The 20,988-nt window shown below is 73.2% G+C and carries 22 protein-coding genes; 13 read left to right on the top strand and 9 right to left on the bottom strand.

Features of this window, described 5'->3' with window-relative positions:
- Positions 1-18: 18 nt before the first annotated feature.
- Both WME83_RS49125 and WME83_RS49120 read right to left on the bottom strand, forming a co-directional pair.
- Positions 19-279, bottom strand: a complete 261-nt coding sequence (locus tag WME83_RS49125) for a hypothetical protein (protein WP_437316617.1) — start codon at positions 277-279, stop codon at positions 19-21.
- Between the two features lie 63 nt (positions 280-342).
- The gene (locus tag WME83_RS49120) at positions 343-2,334 is read right to left on the bottom strand and encodes an ABC-F family ATP-binding cassette domain-containing protein (RefSeq protein WP_437316616.1); all 1,992 of its coding nucleotides are present in this window, start codon (positions 2,332-2,334) and stop codon (positions 343-345) included.
- Between the two features lie 483 nt (positions 2,335-2,817).
- Here WME83_RS49120 and WME83_RS49115 point away from each other — a divergent pair, with 483 nt between their 5' ends.
- Positions 2,818-3,951, top strand: coding sequence for a sugar ABC transporter substrate-binding protein (locus tag WME83_RS49115; RefSeq protein ID WP_437316615.1), 1,134 nt, complete (start codon positions 2,818-2,820; stop codon positions 3,949-3,951).
- Between the two features lie 309 nt (positions 3,952-4,260).
- Entirely contained in the window at positions 4,261-5,202 is a 942-nt protein-coding gene (locus WME83_RS49110; protein ID WP_437316614.1) for a BON domain-containing protein, read from the top strand.
- 66 nt (positions 5,203-5,268) lie between these two features.
- On the opposite strand, the gene WME83_RS49105 is transcribed toward WME83_RS49110, so the two are convergent.
- From WME83_RS49105 to WME83_RS49090, 4 genes are all read right to left on the bottom strand, one after another.
- Entirely contained in the window at positions 5,269-6,387 is a 1,119-nt protein-coding gene (locus WME83_RS49105) for a carbohydrate-binding family 9-like protein (RefSeq protein WP_437316613.1), read from the bottom strand.
- An 11-nt stretch (positions 6,388-6,398) separates the two neighbouring features.
- Positions 6,399-8,039: a signal recognition particle protein gene (gene ffh / locus WME83_RS49100; RefSeq protein ID WP_437316612.1), complete on the bottom strand. Its 1,641-nt coding sequence runs from the start codon at positions 8,037-8,039 to the stop codon at positions 6,399-6,401.
- A gap of 244 nt (positions 8,040-8,283) precedes the next feature.
- Positions 8,284-8,760: a hypothetical protein gene (locus tag WME83_RS49095; protein ID WP_437316611.1), complete on the bottom strand. Its 477-nt coding sequence runs from the start codon at positions 8,758-8,760 to the stop codon at positions 8,284-8,286.
- Between the two features lie 139 nt (positions 8,761-8,899).
- The gene (locus tag WME83_RS49090) at positions 8,900-9,445 is read right to left on the bottom strand and encodes a hypothetical protein (protein ID WP_437316610.1); all 546 of its coding nucleotides are present in this window, start codon (positions 9,443-9,445) and stop codon (positions 8,900-8,902) included.
- Positions 9,446-9,716: 271 nt separating this feature from the next.
- Here WME83_RS49090 and WME83_RS49085 point away from each other — a divergent pair, with 271 nt between their 5' ends.
- Positions 9,717-10,382 (top strand): hypothetical protein, encoded by a 666-nt coding sequence (locus WME83_RS49085; protein WP_437316609.1) that lies wholly within the window; start codon positions 9,717-9,719, stop codon positions 10,380-10,382.
- Between the two features lie 93 nt (positions 10,383-10,475).
- Positions 10,476-11,534, top strand: coding sequence for a hypothetical protein (locus WME83_RS49080; protein WP_437316608.1), 1,059 nt, complete (start codon positions 10,476-10,478; stop codon positions 11,532-11,534).
- Positions 11,535-11,651: 117 nt separating this feature from the next.
- On the opposite strand, the gene WME83_RS49075 is transcribed toward WME83_RS49080, so the two are convergent.
- Both WME83_RS49075 and WME83_RS49070 read right to left on the bottom strand, forming a co-directional pair.
- Positions 11,652-12,077, bottom strand: a complete 426-nt coding sequence (locus WME83_RS49075) for a type II toxin-antitoxin system VapC family toxin (protein ID WP_437316607.1) — start codon at positions 12,075-12,077, stop codon at positions 11,652-11,654.
- A 27-nt stretch (positions 12,078-12,104) separates the two neighbouring features.
- Entirely contained in the window at positions 12,105-12,374 is a 270-nt protein-coding gene (locus WME83_RS49070) for a hypothetical protein (protein ID WP_437316606.1), read from the bottom strand.
- Between the two features lie 234 nt (positions 12,375-12,608).
- On the opposite strand from WME83_RS49070, the gene WME83_RS49065 reads away from it, so the two are divergent.
- From WME83_RS49065 to WME83_RS49030, 8 genes are all read left to right on the top strand, one after another.
- Positions 12,609-12,974, top strand: coding sequence for a hypothetical protein (locus WME83_RS49065; protein WP_437316605.1), 366 nt, complete (start codon positions 12,609-12,611; stop codon positions 12,972-12,974).
- 12 nt (positions 12,975-12,986) lie between these two features.
- Entirely contained in the window at positions 12,987-13,340 is a 354-nt protein-coding gene (locus WME83_RS49060; protein ID WP_437316604.1) for a type II toxin-antitoxin system RelE/ParE family toxin, read from the top strand.
- Between the two features lie 94 nt (positions 13,341-13,434).
- Positions 13,435-14,544, top strand: a complete 1,110-nt coding sequence (gene thiO, locus WME83_RS49055) for a glycine oxidase ThiO (protein WP_437316603.1) — start codon at positions 13,435-13,437, stop codon at positions 14,542-14,544.
- Positions 14,545-14,738: 194 nt separating this feature from the next.
- Entirely contained in the window at positions 14,739-15,224 is a 486-nt protein-coding gene (locus WME83_RS49050) for a hypothetical protein (RefSeq protein WP_020741720.1), read from the top strand.
- A 733-nt stretch (positions 15,225-15,957) separates the two neighbouring features.
- A complete protein-coding gene (locus tag WME83_RS49045; RefSeq protein ID WP_437316602.1) occupies positions 15,958-16,542 on the top strand; it encodes an RNA polymerase sigma factor in 585 nt (194 codons plus the stop codon).
- Positions 16,482-17,225: a zf-HC2 domain-containing protein gene (locus WME83_RS49040; RefSeq protein WP_437316601.1), complete on the top strand. Its 744-nt coding sequence runs from the start codon at positions 16,482-16,484 to the stop codon at positions 17,223-17,225. The genes WME83_RS49045 and WME83_RS49040 overlap by 61 nt, the downstream gene beginning before the upstream one ends.
- Before the next feature lie 21 nt (positions 17,226-17,246).
- Entirely contained in the window at positions 17,247-18,350 is a 1,104-nt protein-coding gene (locus WME83_RS49035) for a cytochrome c biogenesis protein/redoxin (protein ID WP_437316600.1), read from the top strand.
- 183 nt (positions 18,351-18,533) lie between these two features.
- Positions 18,534-19,016, top strand: a complete 483-nt coding sequence (locus tag WME83_RS49030) for a DoxX family protein (protein ID WP_437316599.1) — start codon at positions 18,534-18,536, stop codon at positions 19,014-19,016.
- A gap of 53 nt (positions 19,017-19,069) precedes the next feature.
- Here WME83_RS49030 and mutT read toward each other — a convergent pair whose 3' ends face one another.
- The gene (gene mutT, locus WME83_RS49025) at positions 19,070-19,498 is read right to left on the bottom strand and encodes an 8-oxo-dGTP diphosphatase MutT (RefSeq protein WP_437316598.1); all 429 of its coding nucleotides are present in this window, start codon (positions 19,496-19,498) and stop codon (positions 19,070-19,072) included.
- A 412-nt stretch (positions 19,499-19,910) separates the two neighbouring features.
- Here mutT and purM point away from each other — a divergent pair, with 412 nt between their 5' ends.
- Positions 19,911-20,957 (top strand): phosphoribosylformylglycinamidine cyclo-ligase, encoded by a 1,047-nt coding sequence (gene purM / locus WME83_RS49020; protein ID WP_437316597.1) that lies wholly within the window; start codon positions 19,911-19,913, stop codon positions 20,955-20,957.
- Positions 20,958-20,988 lie beyond the last annotated feature (31 nt).

The raw sequence follows: 20,988 nt of genomic DNA, 5'->3' as shown, positions 1-20,988 counted from the left end.
GGGCCGCGCTGGGGCGGCTCAGTCGACCTGGTGGGCCCGGAACGAGGCGACCGCCCCGCTGGTCTCCAGGCAGCGGTGGATCCAGGCCGCGTCGCGCGCGCGCACGGCGATGAGCCGGACGTCGCCGGCGCCCTCCAGCGCCTGCAGGCCCTGGAAGCCGACCTGCTCCGCTTCCTGGAGCGTCATGATCTGCGCGCCGGTCTCGCGCAGCACCTCGGCGCTGAGCAGGTCGGCGCTGCCGGTCCCCGGGGCGAGGTACACCTCGAACACGGTCATCATGGGGCCATGGTCGCCGGGCGGCGGAGCGCCGACAAGGGCCGTCGCATGGGCCCGCGCGGCCGGTCACCCCTTGCCGGCGGCCTCGCGCTTCGTCTCGAGCTCCTCCCACCGGCTGACGAGCCGCGCGGCCTCCTGCTTTTCGCGATCGAGCTCGGCGAGCAGCCCCGCGACGTCCGCGCCGCGGCTCGCGTAGAGCGTCGGATCGGCGAGCTTGGCCTCGAGCTCCGCGACCTTCTGCTCGGCCGCGTCGATCCGCCCGACGATGCCCTCGAGCTCGGTCCGCTCGGCGAACGTGAGCTTCGGCTTGTCGCCGGCCCGCGCCGCGGGCTTCGCCGCCGCCTGCGCGGGCCGGGCCTCCGCGGCCTGCGCCTTCGCGGCCCGCGCCGCCGCCTCCGCTTCCGCCTCGGCCGCGGCGTGGGCGCGCTGCTCGCGGTAGGCGTCGTAGTTGCCCGCGTACCGCACCACCCGGCCGCCGCCCTCGAACGCGAGGATCGAGGTCGCCACCCGGTTCAGGAACCAGCGGTCGTGGGTCACGACGAGCGCCGAGCCGTCGAGCTCGATGAGCATCTCCTCGAGCGCGGCCAGGGTCATCACGTCGAGGTCATTCGTGGGCTCGTCGAGGATGATCACGTTGACGCTCTGGGTGAGCATCTTCGCCAGGGCGACCCGCGCCCGCTCGCCGCCGGAGAGCGAGCCCACGGGCTGCCGCGCCTTGTTCGGATCGAAGAGGAACCGCTCCAGGTAGCTGCGCACGTCCATGGATCGGCCGCCGACCTCGACGCGCGTGTGCGAGCCCGCGATGTTCTCGAAGATCGACTTGTCGAGGTCGAGCCCGCTGCGGTGCTGGTCGAAGTAGGCGACGCTCGTGTTCTTTCCGAGCACGACCTCGCCTTCCATGGTGGGCCCGCCCGCGTCGGAGGGCGCCGCGCCGTCGCCCCCGGCGTCGAGCTGGCCGAGGATCGCACGGAGCATCGTGGTCTTGCCCGTCCCGTTGCGGCCGACGATGCCGACGCGCTCGCCCTTGGTCAGAGAGAAGTCGAGGCCGCGCACGAGCCATTTGCCGTCGACCGCGAGGCCGAGCTTCTTCAGCTCGAGGATGGTCTTGCCGGTGCGCACCGACTCGACCGAGAGCTGCGCGGTGCGCTCGGCCTTCGGCGGCGGGGCGGCCTTGGTCGTCTCGGCGCGCTGGATGCGCGCCTTCTGCTTGCCGGTGCGCGCCTTCGGCTGGCGCCGCAGCCACTCGAGCTCGGTGCGCAGGAAGTTCTGCCGGTTCGACTCGGTGCGCGCCTCGAGCGCGAGGCGCTCGGCCTTCTGCTCGAGGTACTCCTCGTAGCCGCCGTCGTAGCTGTAGACCTTGCCCTTGTCGATCTCGAGCGTCCGCTCGACGACCCGGTCGAGCAGGTAGCGATCGTGGGTGATGAGGAGCAGGGCGCCGGGGTGCTCCTCGACGAGGTAGCGCTCGAGCCACTCGACGGTCTCGACGTCGAGGTGGTTGCTGGGCTCGTCGAGCACGGCGAGGGCGGGCCGCGAGACGAGCAGGCGGGCGAGGGCGACGCGCCGGCGGTCGCCGCCGCTGAGCACGCTCATGGGCGCGTCGGGCCGGGTGACGCCGACGTGGCCGATGATGGCGTCGACCCGGTGCATCATGTCCCACCCGCCGAGCCGCTCGACGTCGGCCGCAGCCTCGGCCTGCTCGGCGAGCAGCGCCTCGGCGTCGCCGGAGCCGGCGGCCAGCGCGCGGCTCACCTCGTCGTGGCGGGCCTTGGCGGCGTGCCACGCGGACAGCCCGGCGAGCACGACGTCGCGCGCGGTGTCGGACGGCTCGAAGACCGGGTCCTGGGAGAGGACGCCGATCTCGGCGCCGCGGCGGCGGGAGATGGTGCCGCCGTCCGGCTGCTCGACGCCCGCGAGGATGCGGGCGAGCGTGCTCTTGCCGGAGCCGTTCAGCCCGACGAGGCCGACGCGCTCGCCCGTGCGGATGGTGACGGAGACGCCGTCGAGGATGGTCTGCGGGCCGAAGGCTTTGTGGAGATCGTGAGCGGTGAGGACGGGCACAGGGCGCGGAGCTTAGCGCAGCGGCCGCCGCATGGGCCCGCTTTGCTGCGAGGGCGCTGTCACCGCCCCGCGCGCCGCGAGCGCCGGCGGCGGCGCGGCACCTCGCCGGCGCGCCGCTGCGCAGGCCGCTCGCCTCGATGGGCCGCGCGCTCGCCGGCTGGAGGCCCGAGGCGCGCGCCGCTGCTCCTTCGCCGCTCATGGCGGCGTCCATGAGCGGCGCCGCGACGCTGGCAGAGGGGCCGCCAACCACGTACACGTACCGCGATGTCCCAGGATGGATCCTGGCCACATGGGTTTCCACAGCAGCTTGCGTGATCCCCAATCCAGATCTGAAGTTTCTTCCCTGGGCGCTACTTGACAGGCCGCGCCTCGCTGTGATGCCGTGTCTCTGAGCTCGTTACAGGTCTGATCTGCGCGCGGGGGCAGCGCGCGCGGCCGTACGAACCACGTACGAACGAGCGACGACGTACGAGGAGGGGTCTCATGACGATGACTGGGCGAGATTGGGCAGCCGCCATCGGGCTCGCGCTGACGACGGCGGCGTGCGGCGCGAGCGATACGGACGCGGCGTCGGCAGCCGCACCCATCAAGCGAACACCGCTCCCTCCGAACGAGTTCATCCCGGAGAAGATCGAGGCGACGATCGACGAGCTCGTCGCCGAGATCAACAAGAGCTCGATCGAGCCGATGCAGATCGCGGTGTTGCTGAAGTCCCTCCACGACTTCTTTGCGCCGATCGCCACGGGCGCGAACCGAGCCATGGGTGAGCTCGGGGCCTCCGGGAGGGCCACGGGGAACGTGCTCGGGTCCACCGATGCTTCGCCAGATCAAGAGCAATTGACGGAGTTCCAGACGGAGCAGATACGACGTGCGTTGGCGGAGGGCGCCGAGGGGATCGCCATCACGCCCTTCGGCGAAGGCAACGCGGCCGCGCTCGCCGAGGCCGTCGCGGAGGGGATCCCCGTGGTGACGCTCGACACCGATCTGGCGGGCTCGAACCGTTCGTTCTACGTCGGGATACGCAGCTATTCTGCCGGGGAAGCGGCGGGGAATACCCTGCTCAGGGAGCTGTCCGAGGGGCCGGGCACGGTGCTCATCCACGGCTGGGCCGACCCGATCTGGCTCGACGGTGTCCATCGAACCGACGGCGCCAGGGACGTGCTCGAGAAAGCCGGTTACGACGTTATCGTGCATCAGTCCATCTATGATGACGAAGCCAGGGACGTCGAGGTGATGAGGGGCGAGATCGAGGACGCGGACCCGCCCGTCGTGGGCCTGATGGGGATGTTCAGCGACTCGTATCGATGCGTGCTGGCCGCGGACGCCGCGCGCGCGACGGGCCTCCCCATCGTCACCTTCGACTTCGCGCCGCAGACCGCCGATTACATGCGCCAGGGTCGCATCAGGGCCACGCACGTCCAGCGGCAGTACTACGAGGGGTACCTCGGTCCCTACATCGTCTACGGCATCAAGAGCATCGGCCTCGACGCGATCAAGAAGATCCTCGCGCCGCACCTCGTCGAAGGCAGCCTGTTCGACCTCGGCGTCGGCGTGGTCCCGTCGGACAAGGTCGACGCCTACAACGACTTCCTCGGCGAGATCGGCGCAGAGCAGTAGCGATGTCGCCGTTCGAGGAGGCCCCCGCGCGGCATCGAGCGCGTGCTCGGGCGCGGATCCCGGGGTCCTGCCGGCGGCGCCGGGCATGTCCAGCCCTCAAAGCAGGCTCTTCTGTGCTGCTCCGGTGACTCGCCATCTTCGGGATCACCCCGGCACGAGACGAAGGGTTCTCCCCGGTGGCAAGGGGCGCCGACGTGACCCATGTTCGTGCTCCACGCTACCTGGGTGGCGAGATCTGCCGCGCAGCGCAGTCGCGCGTCGGAGGCGTGTTCGACGCCCATTGCTCGCAAGGAAGAAAGGAGGCACAGGATGCGAGATCGATTCGACAGGGACACGGACCACGGACGGAATGAGCGCCGCTGGGAGCAGGGCTACGGGGACGACCGGAGCCATTCCACCGAGCGCGGCTGGGCTCGCGACGAGCGCCGCAACGCGCTCCCGATGTACGACCACGGGGCCGCCACGCGCGACCACCGCGACTGGGGTCGTGAGCACGGCCGCACGTACAGGCCCACGACGCAGCGCGACGAAATGGGCCGCTCTCTCGATGACGGTCGCTTCGCCGGCGGCGACCGTGGCCTCGGCGACCAGGACCGCGGCTTTCCCCATGACGACCGCGGCGGCGATTACGTGGGCGGCCGCGATGCCAGCTGGAGCTTCGGCGGCAACCCCCTTCCCCCCTCGGCCAGCGCGTACAGCTTCAACCTCGGCGGCGCGTATCACCTCGGCATGACCCGCGTCGTGAGCCCCGATGCCCACGTCGATCAGGCCTGGCGCGAGGCCCCGTACTACGGGGAGAGCCACGATCTCGCGCGCACCGCCCGCGAGTCCGGCCACTCGGCGATGGAGGGCGTCAGCCACGCGCTCCACAAGATCGAAGACCGCGTGCGCAGCGCGTTCGGCCGTGGACCGAAGGGCTACAAGCGCTCGGACGCGCGCATCCAGGAGGATATCTGCGAGATGCTCTCGGACCGCGGCGACATCGACGTGAGCGATGTCACGGTCCGGGTGGAGAACAACGAGGTGACGCTCGAGGGCACGGTGCCCGAGCGCCACCACAAGCGCATCATCGAGCACGTCGCCGAGGGCGTGCGGGGCGTCGAGGACGTCCACAACCGGATCCGGGTCCAGCGCGCCCTCGAGCCGACGACCCGCTCGACCGCCACGGCGGGCACGATGGGCGACGCCGCGCTGGCGGGCACGCAGCAGGGCGCGCCTCGCCCGGGGGCGAGCCACGCCGCGCGGATCTGAGCCCGCGCGTCGCGCGGCGCAGGCACCGATCGCGCGGAGGGTTGAACGCCTGCTGGGCTCCGCAGCTCAGCGGTCCGGCGGATCGGCCCGGTAGCCCGGCTTCGGACCGGCCGGCGCGGAGGGCGCCGCGGCGCCTGGCCTTTCGCCCGCGGCGCTCGGCGCGCCGGGCGGCGACGTCACGGGCGCTGAGCCCGCGTCGCGCGCGGGCGCCGTCGCGGGCGCCGGGCCCGCGTCGCGCGCGGGCGCCCCCGCGCCGCCCGTCTCACCCCCGGCCCCGACGAACCGGACCCGCCCGAACCGCCGCGCCCGGTGGAAGTTCCCCTCGCCCAGGATCGGCGACCACGCGGCGCCACCGTTGTTCTGCATGGCATAGAAGTTCATCCGCCACGCGTCCCCCGGCGACGGCGGCGCCGACCTCGCCTTGGCGAACGCGCGCCACGGGATCTTCGCCTCGACCACGTACCCCCGGTCCTGGTCCGAGCCGTCGTCGATCGTCCCTCTCAGCTCCACCGCGCTCGTCAGCCCCGCGCTCCACTCCTGATGACCGAAAGGCCCGCTCGGGCCGCCCCTCGGAGCGTTGTAGTCGTCGAACTGCGAGTCGAAGACGAGGTTCTGGGGGCTTATCTGGATCTCGTAATAGTCCTTGTTGTCCCCGTCGCCGTCCGGGTCGATCATCACCTCGACCGTGTCCCGCTCCCACAGGTGCGGATCCCGCGCGTCCTGCGGGAATCCCCCGGTGATCGTCGCGTCGCTGACGTCGAATCCGACGTAGAGGAATCCATCGTCCCAGAGCAGCCGCGCCTCGCCTTGCGTCGGCAGCGACGGATCCTCGCGGCCCGTGCCCACGTTGACGAACGGGCCAGTCCTCGCCGCCGCCTGCCACGCCGGCTCGTCCAGCCGGCCGTCGATGGTGACCGCCGCGCCGGGCGAGAGCTTGCGCACCTCGAGCTCCTTCACGGCCGCGGGCGCCCTCCGCTGGCCCTGGCCGGCGCCCGCGCCGCTGCTCGCCGGCGGCGACCGGCCCGCGGACCCGGGGGGCGCCGCGTCCTGCTCGCCCCCGCCGCCGCGGGAGCACGAGGCGCACGAGGCGGCGAGCACCGCGGCCACCAGGCCGAGGGCCCGCCGGCGCGCGCCCGCGTCGTGCGCCTCGCCGACAGCGCGCCGCTGGCTGCAGGGGCGGCGCATCGCGGCCGCCGCTACTTCCGCCCCTTCTTGCGGGCGTCGCGCTCGCGCTTGCGCTGCGCCTTCTTGGCGTTGCGCTCGCTGGCGCTGAGCGTCTTCATCTTCGTCAGGGTCGGGCCCCCGGCGCCGGCGCCCGGGAAGCCGCCCATCCCCGGCATCCCCATGCCCGGGAAGCCCATGCCCGGGAAGCCCATGCCCGGGAGGCCCATGCCCGGCATCCCCATCCCGGGCATGCCGCCGCCGGCCATCATCTGCTTCTGCATCTCGCGCATGTTCTTGGCCATGGCCATCTGCTTCATGCCCGGGAGCTTGCCCATGAGGCCCATGTTCTGGCCGAGGCCGCTCATCATCTGGCGCATGAAGAGGAACTTCTGGACGAGCTCGGTCACGGCCTCGGGCTTCGAGCCCGAGCCCTTGGCGATGCGCTCCACCCGCTTCGGCTCGCGGACGAGCGCGTAGGGGTCGCCCTTCTCGAAGCGCGTCATCGACTGGATGATCGCCTGGATGCGGACGAGCTCCCGGTCGTCCAGGTTGACGTCCTGCGGCAGGCCGCCCGGGAACATGCCGCCGAGGGGCAGCTTGTCGACGAGGTCCTTCAGCGACCCCATCTTCTGGATCATCCGCACCTGGTCGAGGAAGTCGTCGAGCGTGAAGTCGCCCTGGAGCATCCGCGCGGCGTCCTTCTCGGCCTTCTTCTGGTCGACGACCTCCTCGAAGTCCTGCATCAGGCCGACGACGTCGCCCATGCCGAGGATGCGGCTCGCCATGCCGTCCGCGCGGAACGGCTCGAACTTGTCCGCCGTCTCGCCGATGCCGCTGAAGAGGACCGGCGCGCCCGTGACCTCCTTGATGCTGACCGCCGCGCCGCCGCGGGCGTCGCCGTCGAGCTTCGTCAGGACGACGCCGCTGATCGACAGCCGCTCGTTGAAGCCGCGCGCCGTCTTCACCGCGTCCTGGCCGATCATCGCGTCGACCACGAGGAAGATGTTCTCGGGCGACGTCGCCTCCTTGATCTGGGCGAGCTCCTGCATGAGCGGCTCGTCGATCGCGAGGCGGCCGGCGGTGTCGTAGATGATGACGTCGCGGCCGAGCCGCTTGGCCTCGCCCCGGGCCGCGGCACAGATCGCGACCGGCGACTCGCCGGGGAGGTTGAACACGGGGATCTTGAGCTGCTCGCCGAGCACCTTGAGCTGCTCGACGGCGGCGGGGCGCTGCATGTCGGCGGCGACGAGCAGCGGCTTGCGCCCCAGCTTCTCGAGGTAGCGCGAGAGCTTCGCGCAGCTCGTCGTCTTTCCGGAGCCCTGGAGGCCGACCATCATGATGCCCGTGGGCCCGCCGTCGGCCCAGGCGATCTCGTCGCCCTCGTGGGTCATCATCGCCTCGAGCTCGTCGTGGCAGATCTTGATGAAGTGGTCGCTCGCCGAGACCTGGTGGACCTCGCCGGCGTGCTTCACGCGCGTCTCCAGGGTGCGGCCGACCGCGGCCTGCTTGACCCGGGCGAGGAACGCCTTGACCACCCCGATCTCGACGTCGGCCTCGAGCAGGCTCAGCCTCACCTCGCGGAGCGCGGCGTCGATGTTGCTCTCGGTGAGCTCCGTGAGCCCGGCGAGGCGGTTTCTGGCCTGACGAAAGCCCCGTGTCAGCGTGTCGAACATGGCAGGGCGGTCTTAGCACAGGGGACCGCGAGCGCGGATCCCTTGCCCGGCGGGAAGCGATCTCTCTTGGCGGCGCGGCCCCCCCCACGCACCGCGCGCGCCCCCCACGACGCACCGCGCGCGCCGCGGCGCGGGCCGTCACATCCCGCGCCGGGCGCGGCGGAGGCCCGCGAGCGCCGCGGCGCGGGCCGTCACATCCCGCGCCGGGCGCGGCGGAGGCCCGCGGGCGCCGCGGCGCGGGCCGTCACATCCCGCGCCGGGCGCGGCGGAGGCCCGCGAGCGCCTCGGCGCACCTCGGCATGACCTCGGTGCTCTCCTTGACCTTGGCGTCTGCCGCGGCGAGGTCGGACAGCGCCGCGGGCCCGGCGGGCCCGGCGGACCCCTCGGGCGCCTCGAGCAGGGCGCGCACGCGCGCCTCGGCGGCCGTGGCCTCGAGCAGCAGGCGGTAGGCCCGCGCGCACGTATCCCTGGCGCTCGCGGCCGGAGGGGTCGACGCGGGCTGCCGCTCGAGCTCCGCGAGCAACGCCTCGCGCCCCGCGCGCGGCTCGCTCGGGGCGTTGCGGAGGGCGTCGATGGCGTGCAGGAGCGCGTCCGCCTCCTGCTCCTCGGCCGACCGGCCGCACGCGGGGGCGGCAGCCAGGACGGCGACCGCGGCGAGCGCCGCCGCGACCCGCCGCGCCGCCGTCCCTGCTGCGCCTGGATGGTGGCCGGATTTGACCATGAACGCGGGAAGGCGGGGAGAAAAGATCAATGATCTTCCTGTCTTCCCGCCTTCATGGGAATCGCTCCGGGGCAAATTCGGCCACCACCTGCGCCTGCGCTCCTGGTCGCGCCGGGCCTCGCCGTCACGCCGGGCGCCCTCAGTCGGCCGGCTTCGCGGGGGGCGGGCCCATCTGGATGCGCTCGCCGAGGTAGGAGCCGATCAGCGTGAACAGCACGCCGATGAGCGCCATGATCACGTACATGAAGAGCGGCATCGTCCGGACGGTCTGGCTCTGCAGGAGGTAGAAGACGGTCGGGATCGCGACGAGGAACGAGGCGACGACCGGCTCGAGGAAGGTCTTGCCGGGCGAGATCATGCCGAGGAGGACGCCGCCGATGAACCAGACGGGGATGGCGACGATCATCCCGTTGGACCCCTCGAAGTCGAGCTGCTGCACGATCATGGGGAGGCCGCCGACGAGGGCCGCGGTGAGCACGCTCTGGAGGACGAGGGCGATGAGGCACCAGAGGATCGAGAAGCCCTCCTGCTGGTAGCGGCGGTGGCGGTCGAGGTCGGCGTCGCGGAGAGGCTGCAGCGAGCCCATCCGGGCGCCGCACGCGACGCAGCGCCCGCTCGCCGTCACCGAGGCGTTGTTCGCGCCGCACGACGGGCAGACGATGGAGCTGTCGTTCTTCGAGGCCATCGCGGCTAGGCTAGGCAAGCCGCCGCGGGCGGGCAAGCGCGCGTCGACCGGAACCGCGCCGGGCGCGGGTTGTCTCGGACGGGGTGCCGCGAGGCCCGCGCCCGCATCTCCTCGCCATCCCCGCGCGCGGGATGGCGAGGAGATGCGGGCCGCGCGCGGCGCGGGATGGATGAGGAGGGAGCGCGCGGCGCGGCTCCCTGCACCGCGGCCGGCGCTCCGGCTGTATACTCGGCGAAGCGTGCCCACCGACCCGACCTCGACCTTGGAATCCATGACGCACGGCCCGCGCGGTCCTGGCAGCCCTGGTCTCGACGTGACGGGGCCGGATCCGGAGCTGCTCGCGCTGCCGTCGCCGCCGCGGCAGGAGCGCACGGTCACGGTGGTGCTGATGGCGGTGACCGCGGTGGCAGCGCTGTGGATGGCGGTCGCTCTGTTCGGGGAGGCGCGCTATGCGCTGTCGCCCGGCCGGCCCGTGGACGTGGGGGAGCTCGCGCCGCTGCGCCCCACGGCGGAGCTCGCGAACCGGTACGTGCGGGCCATGGGCCTGCTCGGGACGCGCGGGGCGATCCGGTACGGCCGCGCCGCGGAGGGCGACTCGTTCCGGCTGGCGCCGGTGGCCGGCAACCCGGGGCTGTGGGTGGAGATCCGGGTGCCGGAGGGGTTCGAGGGTCCGCGGTTCGTGCCGCCGAGCTCGTTCGCCGGGCGGCTCGTGCCGTTCAAGGCCGCGGGGATCCGGCACGCGCGGCTCGCCGCCGAGGTCGAGGAGCAGACGGGGACGGCCGTCACGGACGACGCGTGGCTGCTGATCGACGGCAGCTCGCCGCGCGCGTCGCGCTGGGCGGTCGCGCTGTTCGCGCTGTTCCTCGGGTTCGCGGGCTGGAATCTGTTCGGGATCGCGCGGGTGCTCCATCGCGTGCGGGACGCGAAGGGCGCGTGAGGGGACGCAAGGGGCGCGTGAGGGACGCGAGGGGCGCGCGCGGCGGTTCTTGACGCGCTCGCCGCGGGGGAGCAGGACGCTGCCGGTCCACCGATGCCCAGGGTCACCTTCGTCAACGAGCACAGGACGGTCGAGACCGAGCCGGGTCGGCTCCTCAGCGAGATCGCGGCCGAGCTCGGGATCGCGGTCTGCCGCGAGACGTTCCGGGGCACGGGGATCGGCGACTACACGTGCTGGGTGAAGGGGGAGCCCGGCGCGACGTCGCCGCCGACCTTCCTGGAGCGGCTGCTCGGCGCGAAGGGCCAGCGGCGGATGGCGAACCGGACGCGCGTGCTCGGCGACGTGCAGGTCTGGACGCAGGCCGGCCCTGGCAACCGGCTGCGCGCGCCGCGGCCGATCGCGCCGCCGCCGAGCCCGGCGACCGACGCGGAGGCCCCGCGCAAGCCGATCGACGCGAGCGGCAGCGCGGCGTTCCCGTACGGCGATCCGCGCGCGGTCGGGCACGGCAAGCGGGAGCCGATCGCGGCGGGCGCGCTCGAGGCGAAGGCGGCGAAGGAGAAGAAGGCGAAGGCGGCGGGGGCTCCGGCGAAGGCCGCGGAGGCGGCGCCGGCGAAGGCCGCGGAGGCGACGGCGGGCGGCGAGGCGGCGACCGCGGCGCCGGAGCCGGCGACGAAGGCGCCGAAGGCTGCTGCAGCGAAGGCGCCCAGGACCGCGGCAGCGGCGACGGGCGCGGAGGGGGCCGCGACGACGGCCGAGGCGGCGCCGGCAGCCGAGGCGGCGCCGGCGGCCGAGGGGGGCGCAACGGCGGGGGCCCTCCCCACCCCGACCGCGGAAACTGCCTCGACGGCTGGGGCCCCCCCCACCCCGGCTCCGAAAACCGCCTCAACGGCTCAAGAAACCGCCACCGAGGCTCCGGAAACCGCCTCAACGGCTCAAGAAACCGCCACCGAGGCTCCGAAAACCGCCTCAACGGCTCAAGAAACCGCCACCGAGGCTCCGAAAACCGCCTCAACGGCTCAAGAAACCGCCACCGAAGCCCCGAAAACCGCCTCAGCGGCCACGGAAATCGCGGCAGAACCCTTCGATGCCGAGGCGAGTGCGAGTGGCCCCACAGCGACAATCAAGGAGCGCGACGGAAGGGCGTCGGAGTAGCGTCACTGCGCGCGCACTCCCTCCCTGCCGCACGGGTGAGCGCAGAGGCGTCAAGGCGGCATACCTCGAATTGTCGTGCGGACCGAGATGGTCTTGTCTTGGCGATCGAGCCCTGCGCTAACCCTGAGGCACAGGCTCGAAGGGGTTGAGCAGCCGCACACCGGTGCGAGCGACATCGCGCGTGTTGCGCGTAACAAGGACCAGGTTGTGCACGATGGCCGTGGCGGCGAGCAGGCCGTCAATCTCGGGCAACCGATCGGGGACCGAGAGCCGCCCCCAGGCGTCTGCGATCTCCACAGTGACGGGAAGGACTCGTAAACCGAATGAGACGATGACCGTGCCGAGCCACGCATCAAGCGCTCCCGCCTGAACGGGATCCCGCGCGCGCACCCCCTCGATGCCACGTCGGACCTCGCCGATGACCAGCGCCGACAGAAACAGCTCACTCGCACGGTTCTGCGCCGACCACCGGAGAACGTTGCTGTTCGCGCGCGTTTTCTTGCGCATCTCCGATAGCACGTTGGTGTCGATCAGAAAGCTCATCCCGGAAGCTCCAGCGGCAGTGATGCCTCAGTCGAACTCGACGTCCGGCCGGCCGTAGTCCACAGGTCGCTCAAAGTCGACGTCGTCCCCGACGTCGGGCATGCTCAACAAGAGGTCCATCAACGTTCCCTCCTTCTCGGGCACGGACGGCCTGGCAATGTCGTTCACCGCTTCCGGCGCGACGTCCCCTCGAGCGACCCAGAAAACTGCCGCTGCCTGCCGCATCTCGTCCGCGACCTGCTGCGGGGTCTTGGGCGTACGAAACGCATCTTCGGGGATTTCCATGACGATCCGCATACGAGCCTCCTACTGCTTCAGCACCCTAGCCCCTTCTCCCGCGCCAGCACACCGTCCACCTGCCCGTCCGCCCTTCCCGCACCCTGCCGGGCGTCCGCAGCGCTTTCCCCTCACCCCTGCCGGCGCCCGGCAGCGGCTCTCTCCAGAGGCCTCCCGAGGCCTCCTCGCACGGGCCGAGCCGCCCGGTTGTGCATCATAGTGGATTCCACTATCCTTTCCCCGCGAGGAACGCAGATGAGAGGTGCGGGAGCGGCGAGGCGGAACCAGGGCGAGGAGCGCGATCCGCCCGGGCGTGGCCCGGACGAGGACAGCGGCCCGGTCAGCGTGGTCCTCCCGCCCGAGCTCCGGGCGCGGGTCCAGGCCGAGGCGAAGAAGCGCGGCCTCAAGCTCTCCCCTGCGATCCGCGCGCTTCTCAACGAGCGCGTCCAGGAGCTCGACGACGCGGAGCAGCTCAGCCGGGCGGAGGAGTGGCAGCGCGCCCAGGTCTGGGCGGTCTGGGAGCGGATGAAGGCCGGAGACCACGACGAGGCCTCGCGCCAGGAGCTCGACTCCATCTTCGACGAGGCGCTCCGCGCCGCTCCTCGTCGCCGCGCCCGCTAGGCCAGGCGCCCCGTGGGCCGCCGCGTCCGCTTCCGCCGGGAGTTCGCCCGCGACCTCCGCGATCAGGTGCGCTGGCTCGAAGAAAACCGCGGGATCGAGTGGGTAGAGCGCCTGCGGAGCGGCCTCGACGAGGCCATCGCGCTCGTCGCCCGCTTCCCCGCGATCGGCCCTGCCGAGGCCAAGGACAACGAAGACCGAGCCGTCGTCCGCAAGCTCCTCCTGCGCAAGCTCCCCTACGTCGTCTGGTATCTCGCGGACGACTCCGACCCCGGCGCGGACCTCTGGCTGCTGCGCCTCTTCCACGCCCGCCAGCATCGACCGCTGGCCGAGGCCGGTCTCCCCTCACCGAAGCCGCGGAAGCGGTGATCGCGCAACGCGTCGGGTCGCTCCTTCCGGCGCCAGCCGCCCGCAGCGCTCCCGCACGCCTCTCCGCGGCGCCCGGCGTGCTATGCACGCGCCGATGAGCGACGTGGTGGTGATCGGCGGCGGCGTGGCCGGGTGCGCGTCGGCGCTCGCCCTCGCGCGGCGCGGGCTGTCCGTCCGCGTCCTCGAGCGCAACCCGGGCGAGGGCGCCTCCTGGGCGGCGGCGGGCATCATCGGCCCCCAGCTCGAGGCCGCGGGCGACGGCCCCCTCGCGCGGCTCTGCCTCGCGAGCCGGAGCCTCTACCCGGAGCTCGCCGCCTCCCTCGCCGAGGCGACGGGCATCGACGTGGGCTTCCGGCAGTGCGGCGCGCTGCGCGTGGCGCTCACGCCGTCCGGGCGCGACGAGATCGCGCGCGAGGTCGCCTGGCAGCGGGAAGCCGGCCTCGCCGTGGAGATCTGCGACGGCGACGCGGCGCGGGCGCGCGCGCCGGCGCTCTGCCAGGAGGTCGCCGGCGGCGTGTGGTTCGCCGACGAGGCGCGGATCGATCCGCCGTCGCTCATGCGCGCGCTGCGCATCGCGGCCGAGCGCGCCGGCGTGCAGTTCCGCACCGGGGCGACCGTCCGGCGCGTCCTCGTCGACCGCGAGCAGGCGTGCGGGGCGCAGCTCGAGGACGGGACCAAGGTGGAGGCGCGCTGGACGGTGCTCGCCGCGGGGAGCTGGTCGTCGCTGCTCGAGGCCTCGGGGCTCGCGCCCGCCGCGGTGCGCCCGGCGCGCGGGCAGATCGTCGAGCTCACGCCGGCGTCGCCGGTGCTGACGCAGGTGATCTACGGGCCCGGGTGCTACCTGTCGCCGCGCGACGACGGGCGCGTGCTGGTCGGCGCGACCATGGAGTTCGCCGGCTACGTCCCCGCCGTGACCTCGCGCGCGGTGCGCGATCTGCTGACCGCGGCGCTGCGGCTCATGCCCGCGCTCGGCGACGCGCCGATCGGACGGACGTGGGCCGGGCTCCGGCCGCACACGAAGGACGATCTGCCGATCCTCGGCGAGGGGGAGCTCCAGCGCCTCGTCTTCGCGACCGGGCATTTCCGCAACGGCGTCCTCCTCGCCCCGGTGACCGCGAAGATCGTGGGGGCGCTGGTCGCGGGAGAGCAGCCGCCGCTGGATCTGTCGCCCTTCTCGCCCGGGCGGCCCGGCATCGCCGGCTGAGCGCGGCGGCCGCCGTCGTCCGGCTGAGCGCGGCAGCCGCCGTCGACGGCTGAGCGCGGCGACCGCCGGCCCATCGCCGCCGCCGCGCGGGCGACCGCGCGGGCGACCGCGCGGCGGCGCGCCGCGCCCCCAGCGGCCTGGCGGGGCAGGTTCACGTGCGCTCGCCGCGCGGAGCGCCTACGCTGAGCGCCGCGATGCCGCCCACCTGCGAGCTCATCCCGATCCGGTTCTACTTCCACTGCGGCTGGGCCATCCAGGTGGATCCCTCCTTCGAGTCCGAGCTCCTGTACGGCGGGGAGACGCTGCGGATGTTCGATCCGGGCGAGCGCCGCGAGGTCTCGCTCTCGTCGATGATCTACCGGCGGCACGACGGCGCGCCCTTCACGGCCAAGGAGGTGCTGGACACCTTCCCGCCGCACGAGATGTCCGGGCTGCGCTACGAGCACGAGGAGGGGCAGGTCGCGGGCGCCGCGCTGTGGATGCACGGCGAGAGCGATGACGAGCCGGAGCCGTGCTGGGTGCTGATGGCCATCATGGTGTGCCCCGAGGCTGGCCGGCTCGCGCGCTGCACCATCGTCTGCAAGGAGGAGTCGGACCGGGACTGGGCCGTCGACACCTGGCGGAGCATCACGCGGACCCCGCCGCCCGTGCAGCTCGGGCCTGGCCCGGCGACGAGCTAGTGGGATGGCAGGTGGGCGCGCTTCCTCCGCCTCAGAAGTCGTTGCAGTCTCCAATCTCGCTCAGCGACAGGAACGCGCCCTGGCATGCCGGCGAGACCCAGGAATACAGATAGAGCGAGCACCCCGGGAATCGAATCGTCCACGCGTCTGCGTAGGCGGGGGTGGACGAGTCACCGTAGTTCTCTTCGCCGCATCCACACCCGGTACGCAGTACGGCCAGCCATAAGAAAATACCCTCGCGTAGGCATAGGATTGCGATGGCACCGGCGGACTGAAGCCCAGCCCGCGCCCCGCGGACGACGAGCCCCACGCGTCGTAATAGAACCATCTGCAACGGAATCACAGGGCGCGCGCGAGGGGCCGCTTCATGCTGGCGTACCGTCTTCCGGACCATTCCCGCCCTCATGACGGCGTGCCCGAGCCGATCGTCAGCGCCGCAGCAGGCGAACAGCGGTCGATGGCGCTCTGCCAGCCGGCGGGCGACGCTCTCGCGATCGCGCCCGATGTCGCCGCGCTCCGCGGAGAGGAGGACCTGCTGAGGGCGAAGGGAAAACCGGTGCAGGAGCAGGGGAGGTCACAGGGGCGGTCTGTCAGCGGAACGCGGGCACATCCTGGATCGTGAACGTGGTCGGATCGCCGCCCGCGGGTCAGGAACTTTTCGCGGGGCTCGACGTGTCCTGGGAGTGTCCGGGAAACGAGGCCGCGCACAGCCCTCCCGCTCTCGATCCAGCCCATGCCCACGTCTCCCCACACCTCCTTCGTCGATCGGCTCCTCGCCGAGCTCCCGTGCCTCCTGCGCGCGGCGCGCCGCCTGACGCGCTCGGAGCAGGACGCCGAGGATCTGGCGCAGGCGACGGTGGTGCGCGCGATCGAGCGGCACGCCGACCTGCGCGACGAGGGCCGCATGCGGGCGTGGCTGCTCCGCATCGAGCGATCGGTGCTGCTCAACGCGACGCGCGGCGCCCGGCAGCGCCTCGAGGTGATCGAGGGCGGCCGCGGCGCCGAGTCGGTGCCGGAGCCGCAGGGCAACCTGGAGGCGGAGCTCCTCGAACGCGGCTTCGCGGACGAGGTCGAGCGCGCGCTCGCGCGCGTGCCGCCGGAGTGGCGCGAGGCGCTGCTCCTGCGGGAGGTCGAGGACCTTTCCTACGAGGAGATCGCGGATCTCCAGGGGTGCCCCGTGGGCACGGTGCGATCACGGCTCTCGAGGGCGCGGCTCGCGCTCACCGAGGGCCTCTCCGAACGGCACGAGGAGACGTCATGGCAGGGTGCAACCGCGAGTGGTTCGAGAACATTTCGGCGTGGCACGACGACGAGGTGACGCCGGAGGACGCCGCGCGCATCGAGGCGCACGTCGCCGGCTGCGGGCCCTGCCGGCGCGCCGCGGAGGTCCTCGGCGGCGTGCGGCGCGCGCTCGTCGCGAAGGCGGACGGGGAGGTCCCGAAGCGCCTGCGCGATCGGGCGGAGGCCGCCGCGCGGAGCGCGCGCGCGCCGCGCCGCCGCCCCTTCGCGATCACGGCCGCCCTCGCCGCGGCCGCGGCGGCCGCCGCGCTGCTCGTCGGCAGCCCGAGCCGCGGCGTGGGCGCGGCGATGGCCGACGAGCTCGTGAGCCACCACGTGCGCGGCTTCGCGCGCGAGCGCCCGTGCGACTTCGAGTCCTCCGATCCGGACGCGGTCGCCGGGTGGCTCGAGGGGAAGCTCGGCTACGCGGTGACCGTCCCGGCGGTGTCCGGCGCCCGGCTGCTCGGGGCGCGCCTCTGCCAGATCGGAGAGACGCGCACGGCGGCGCTCATGTACGAGAGCGGGGACAAGCCGCTCACGGTGTTCGTGCCGCCCCCCGGCTCCGACGCCGCGACGGCGGCGCGCGCGCTCGCGGGGCGCGGCGTGGGGTGCACCCGGGGGCCGCTCGGCAACGCGATCTGCGCGAGGAGCGTGGAGCAGCCGGTGCTCGCGGTCGCCGAGGTGGACGTGACGGCGCTCGCGCCGGCGCTTGGCAGGCCCTGATCCAGTGCACCACGAGGACCCATGACGCTCGGTTCATTGCTGACGCTCTTCGGCGCAGGGCTGCTGACGTTCGCGTCGCCCTGCGTGCTCCCGATGCTCCCGGTCTACCTGTCCGCCCTCGGCGGCGCCGGGGCGCTCGGCGGTCCCGACCGCGCGGCGGTGAACCGCAGCGTGCGCCTCGCCGGCGTCGGCTTCGCGATCGGCCTCGCGCTCGTGCTCGTCGCGCTCGGCGCCGGCGCGTCGGCGATCGCCGCGGCCCTCGCGCCCCACCGGCGCGCGCTCGCCCTCGCGTCCGGCGCGATCCTGGCGCTCTTCGGCGCGAAGCTCCTCGGCGTGCTGCGCCTCCCGTGGCTGGAGCGCGAGGCGCGCCCGCTCCTCGCCCGCCTCCCGGCCGCGGGCGGCTTCTGGGGAGGCATGCTCTTCGGGATCGCCTTCGCGGCAGGGTGGACGCCGTGCGTCGGCCCGGTGCTCGGCGCCGCGCTGACCTACGCGGCGAGCGCGGGGGCCAGCCCGCTCGCCGGCGCGGTTCAGCTCGGCGCCTACGCCGCGGGCCTCGCCGCGCCGCTCGTGGTCGCGGCCTTCGTCGGGCCCGCGGCCGTCGCGCTCGCGCGCCGCGTGATGCCGGCCACGCCGGTCCTCCAGCGCGTGACGGGGGCGCTGCTCGTGGTCCTCGGGATCGCGTTCGCGACCGGCCGTCTGGGCGCCCTCTCGCCGGCGCCCGCGGCGGCCGTGGCCGCAGGCGCGCCCTGCGACAGCGGCCCCGCGTCGGCGTGCGCGGCCCCGGAGGGCGCCGTCGAGCCCGGCGACGCCGCGCTGCCCGAGGGGATGCCTCGGCTGATCGAGTTCGAGAGCGCGCACTGCGCGGTGTGCGAGCGCATGGCGCCGCTCGTGAAGGAGCTCGAAGCGCGCTGCGCCAAGGAGGCCGGCACCGTCCTGCGCGTCCGGGTCGACGATCCTCGCGGGCAGGCCCTCGCGGCCCACTACGGCGTGCGCTTCGTGCCGACGTTCCTCACCGTCGACGCCGCCGGTCAGGAGGTGGAGCGCGCCGTCGGCGAGCTCCCCCGCCAGCGGCTCGCGAGCCTGCTCGGCGACGTCCGCGGCGAGGCTTGCCCCCCAGCCTTGTGAGCTCCCCACGGCGAGCCCCCACGGCGGGGCTCGCTCCCTCATCCGCCCCGCCAGCCAACCGCGGGGCTCGCTCCCTCATCCGCCCCGCCAGCCAACCGCGGGGCTCGCTCCCTCATCCGCCCCGCCAGCCACCCGAGCCTCGCGGGGTGCCTCGTACCCGCTCGGGCAGGAGACATCGTTAGTATGGCTAACAAACCATCGATCCCCGAAGCGCGAGCCGGCCAATGGGCGCCCCTGCTCCTGCGCCTGGTCATGGGCTATGGATTCATCGTGCATGGCTGGGTGAAGCTCAGCCGAGGGCCCGCCAGATTCGAGGCCTTGCTCACGCAGCTCGGCGTCCCGTTCTCGAAGCTCATGTCCTGGGTGGTGCCGTTCGTGGAGCTCCTCGGCGGCATCGCCGTCCTCGCGGGCGCGTTCACCGCGATCGTCGCCGTTCCCCTCATCGCCACGATGCTGACGGCGATGTTCTCCGTTCACCTCAAGCATGGGTTCAGCGCCGTCAACACCATCGGATTGACGGCGGATGGGCCTGTGTTCGGCCCGCCCGGGTACGAGCTCAACCTGGTGTATATCGCGGGGCTGGTCGCCCTCGCGCTCGGCGGCGCAGGAGCGCTCTCCGTCGACGCGCGGATGGGCCACCGACGAAGGCTGCGAGCACGCGCCTGACGGAAGCGACGATCGCGGCGGCTCGTGCCGGTCCGCCCTCGGGCGACGCGGGGCTAGGCTCCCGCGAGGCGCGCGCGCACCTTGGCGAGCACCGCGACGTCGGCCGGCGGAAAGAGCTCGTCTCGAAGCTCGGCCGACTCGGCCCAGCGCACGGCGGCGACGTCGAGCGCGGCCGGCGCGGGAGACCCTTCGGCGAAGGAAGCCTCGTAGAAGAGCAGCAGCACCGGCTTCGCCGGATAGCGGTGATAGGTCACCTCCACGATGTCGCCGACGCGGGCCTCCACGCCGATCTCCTCGCGCAGCTCGCGGACGAGGGCGTCCCGCGGATCCTCGCCGGCCTCGACCTTGCCGCCCGGAAACTCCCACGCGCCCGCGAGGTGGGCGCCCACCTTGCGCTGCGTGAGCAGCACGCGACCGCGCTCGATGACCACGGCGGCGGCGACGAGGACGAGGGCAGGCGGCGGAGCGGGGGCGGCGGACATGGGCGCCTAGGATGTCGACCGCGGCGCAGAAGACAAGGCCGGAGAGCCGCTCACGACAGCACCGCAGCGAAGAATCGACGTCGGCCGGAGATGGTCAGATCCAGCGAGAAAGTCGCACCGGGATGCGGAAAGGCGCGCAAAGAGAATGCGCGCCGCGGTGTGGGCAACCGGGCGGCGGCCCTCGACGCGAGGAGCGGCCGCGCTCGAGGGGGGCGTGCGGCGCTGCGCCGTCCCGCGGCGGCGGCGCAGCGAGGTGTGTCTCTGCCGGAGGCCGCCGCGCTCGCCGGCCGCGGCGAGCGGCGCGGTCGCCTGGCCGGGAGCAGGCGCGGCGGCCTCGCCGGGAGCGGGGCGGCGGCCTCGCCGGGAGCGAGCCCGCTTCCCTTTGCCGCCGAGGTATGGGATGGCGCCTCGCATGAGCGTCACATACCGGGAAGCGGGGGTCGATATCGATGCAGGGGACGCGCTCGTCGAGCGCATCAAGCGGCTCGCCAAGCCGACGCGCACCCCCGAGGTGCTCGCCGACGTCGGCGGCTTCGCCGGCCTGTGCGCGTTGCCGGGCGGGCTCTCCGAGCCGGTCCTCGTCAGCGGCACCGACGGCGTAGGCACCAAGCTCAAGGTCGCCTTCGCCACCGGCGTTCACCACACCGTCGGCATCGACCTCGTCGCCATGTGCGTCAACGACGTGCTCACTGTCGGCGCGCGGCCGCTCTTTTTCCTCGACTACTTCGCCACCGGCAAGCTCGACGTCGACGTCGGCGAGGCCGTCGTGCGCGGCATCGCCGACGGCTGCAAGCAGGCGGGCTGCGCCCTCATCGGCGGCGAGACCGCCGAGCTGCCGGGCATGTACGCCGACGGCGAGTACGACCTCGCCGGCTTCGCCGTCGGCGTCGTCGAGCGCTCGCGCATCCTCGACGGAAAGCGCATCGCCCCCGGTGACGCCGTGCTCGCCGTGGCGTCCAGCGGCCTGCACTCCAACGGTTACTCGCTCGCCCGCCGGGTGCTCGAGAAGGAGATGGGGCTGCGCATGGGCGACCGCGTCGACGAGCTCGGCGCCACCGTGGGCGAGACGCTGCTCACCCCCACCCGCATCTACGCCCGCGCCATCACCGCGCTCCTCGCCGCCTGCGGCGATGCGGTCCGCGGGCTGTCGCACATCACCGGCGGCGGCCTGCCGGGCAACCTCCCGCGCGTGCTGCCGGACGGCCTCGGCGCTCAGCTCGACCTCGGCTCCTACCAGCGGCCCGCGATCTTCCACGTGCTCCAGCGCGGCGGGCCCGTCGACGAGGCCGAGATGCGGCGCACCTTCAACCTCGGCGTCGGCCTGGTCGCAGTCGTCGACAAGTCCGCCGCCGACAAGGCCATCGACGCGCTCGCCGCCAGCGGCGAGCGCGCGTGGGTCCTCGGCGAGATCGTCCCCGTCGGCGACGTGCCCTTCGAGGAGCGCGTGCGCTTCGGCTGACGGCGCCGGCGAGGCGCCCGCGAGCGCCCCG

It is taken from the genome of Sorangium sp. So ce385 (genome assembly GCF_051474135.1).
Classification (GTDB): Bacteria; Myxococcota_A; Polyangia; order Polyangiales; family Polyangiaceae; genus Sorangium; species Sorangium cellulosum_D.
The sequence above is the reverse complement of the archived record's forward strand: the minus strand, read 5'-3'. Positions and strand labels throughout refer to the sequence as shown.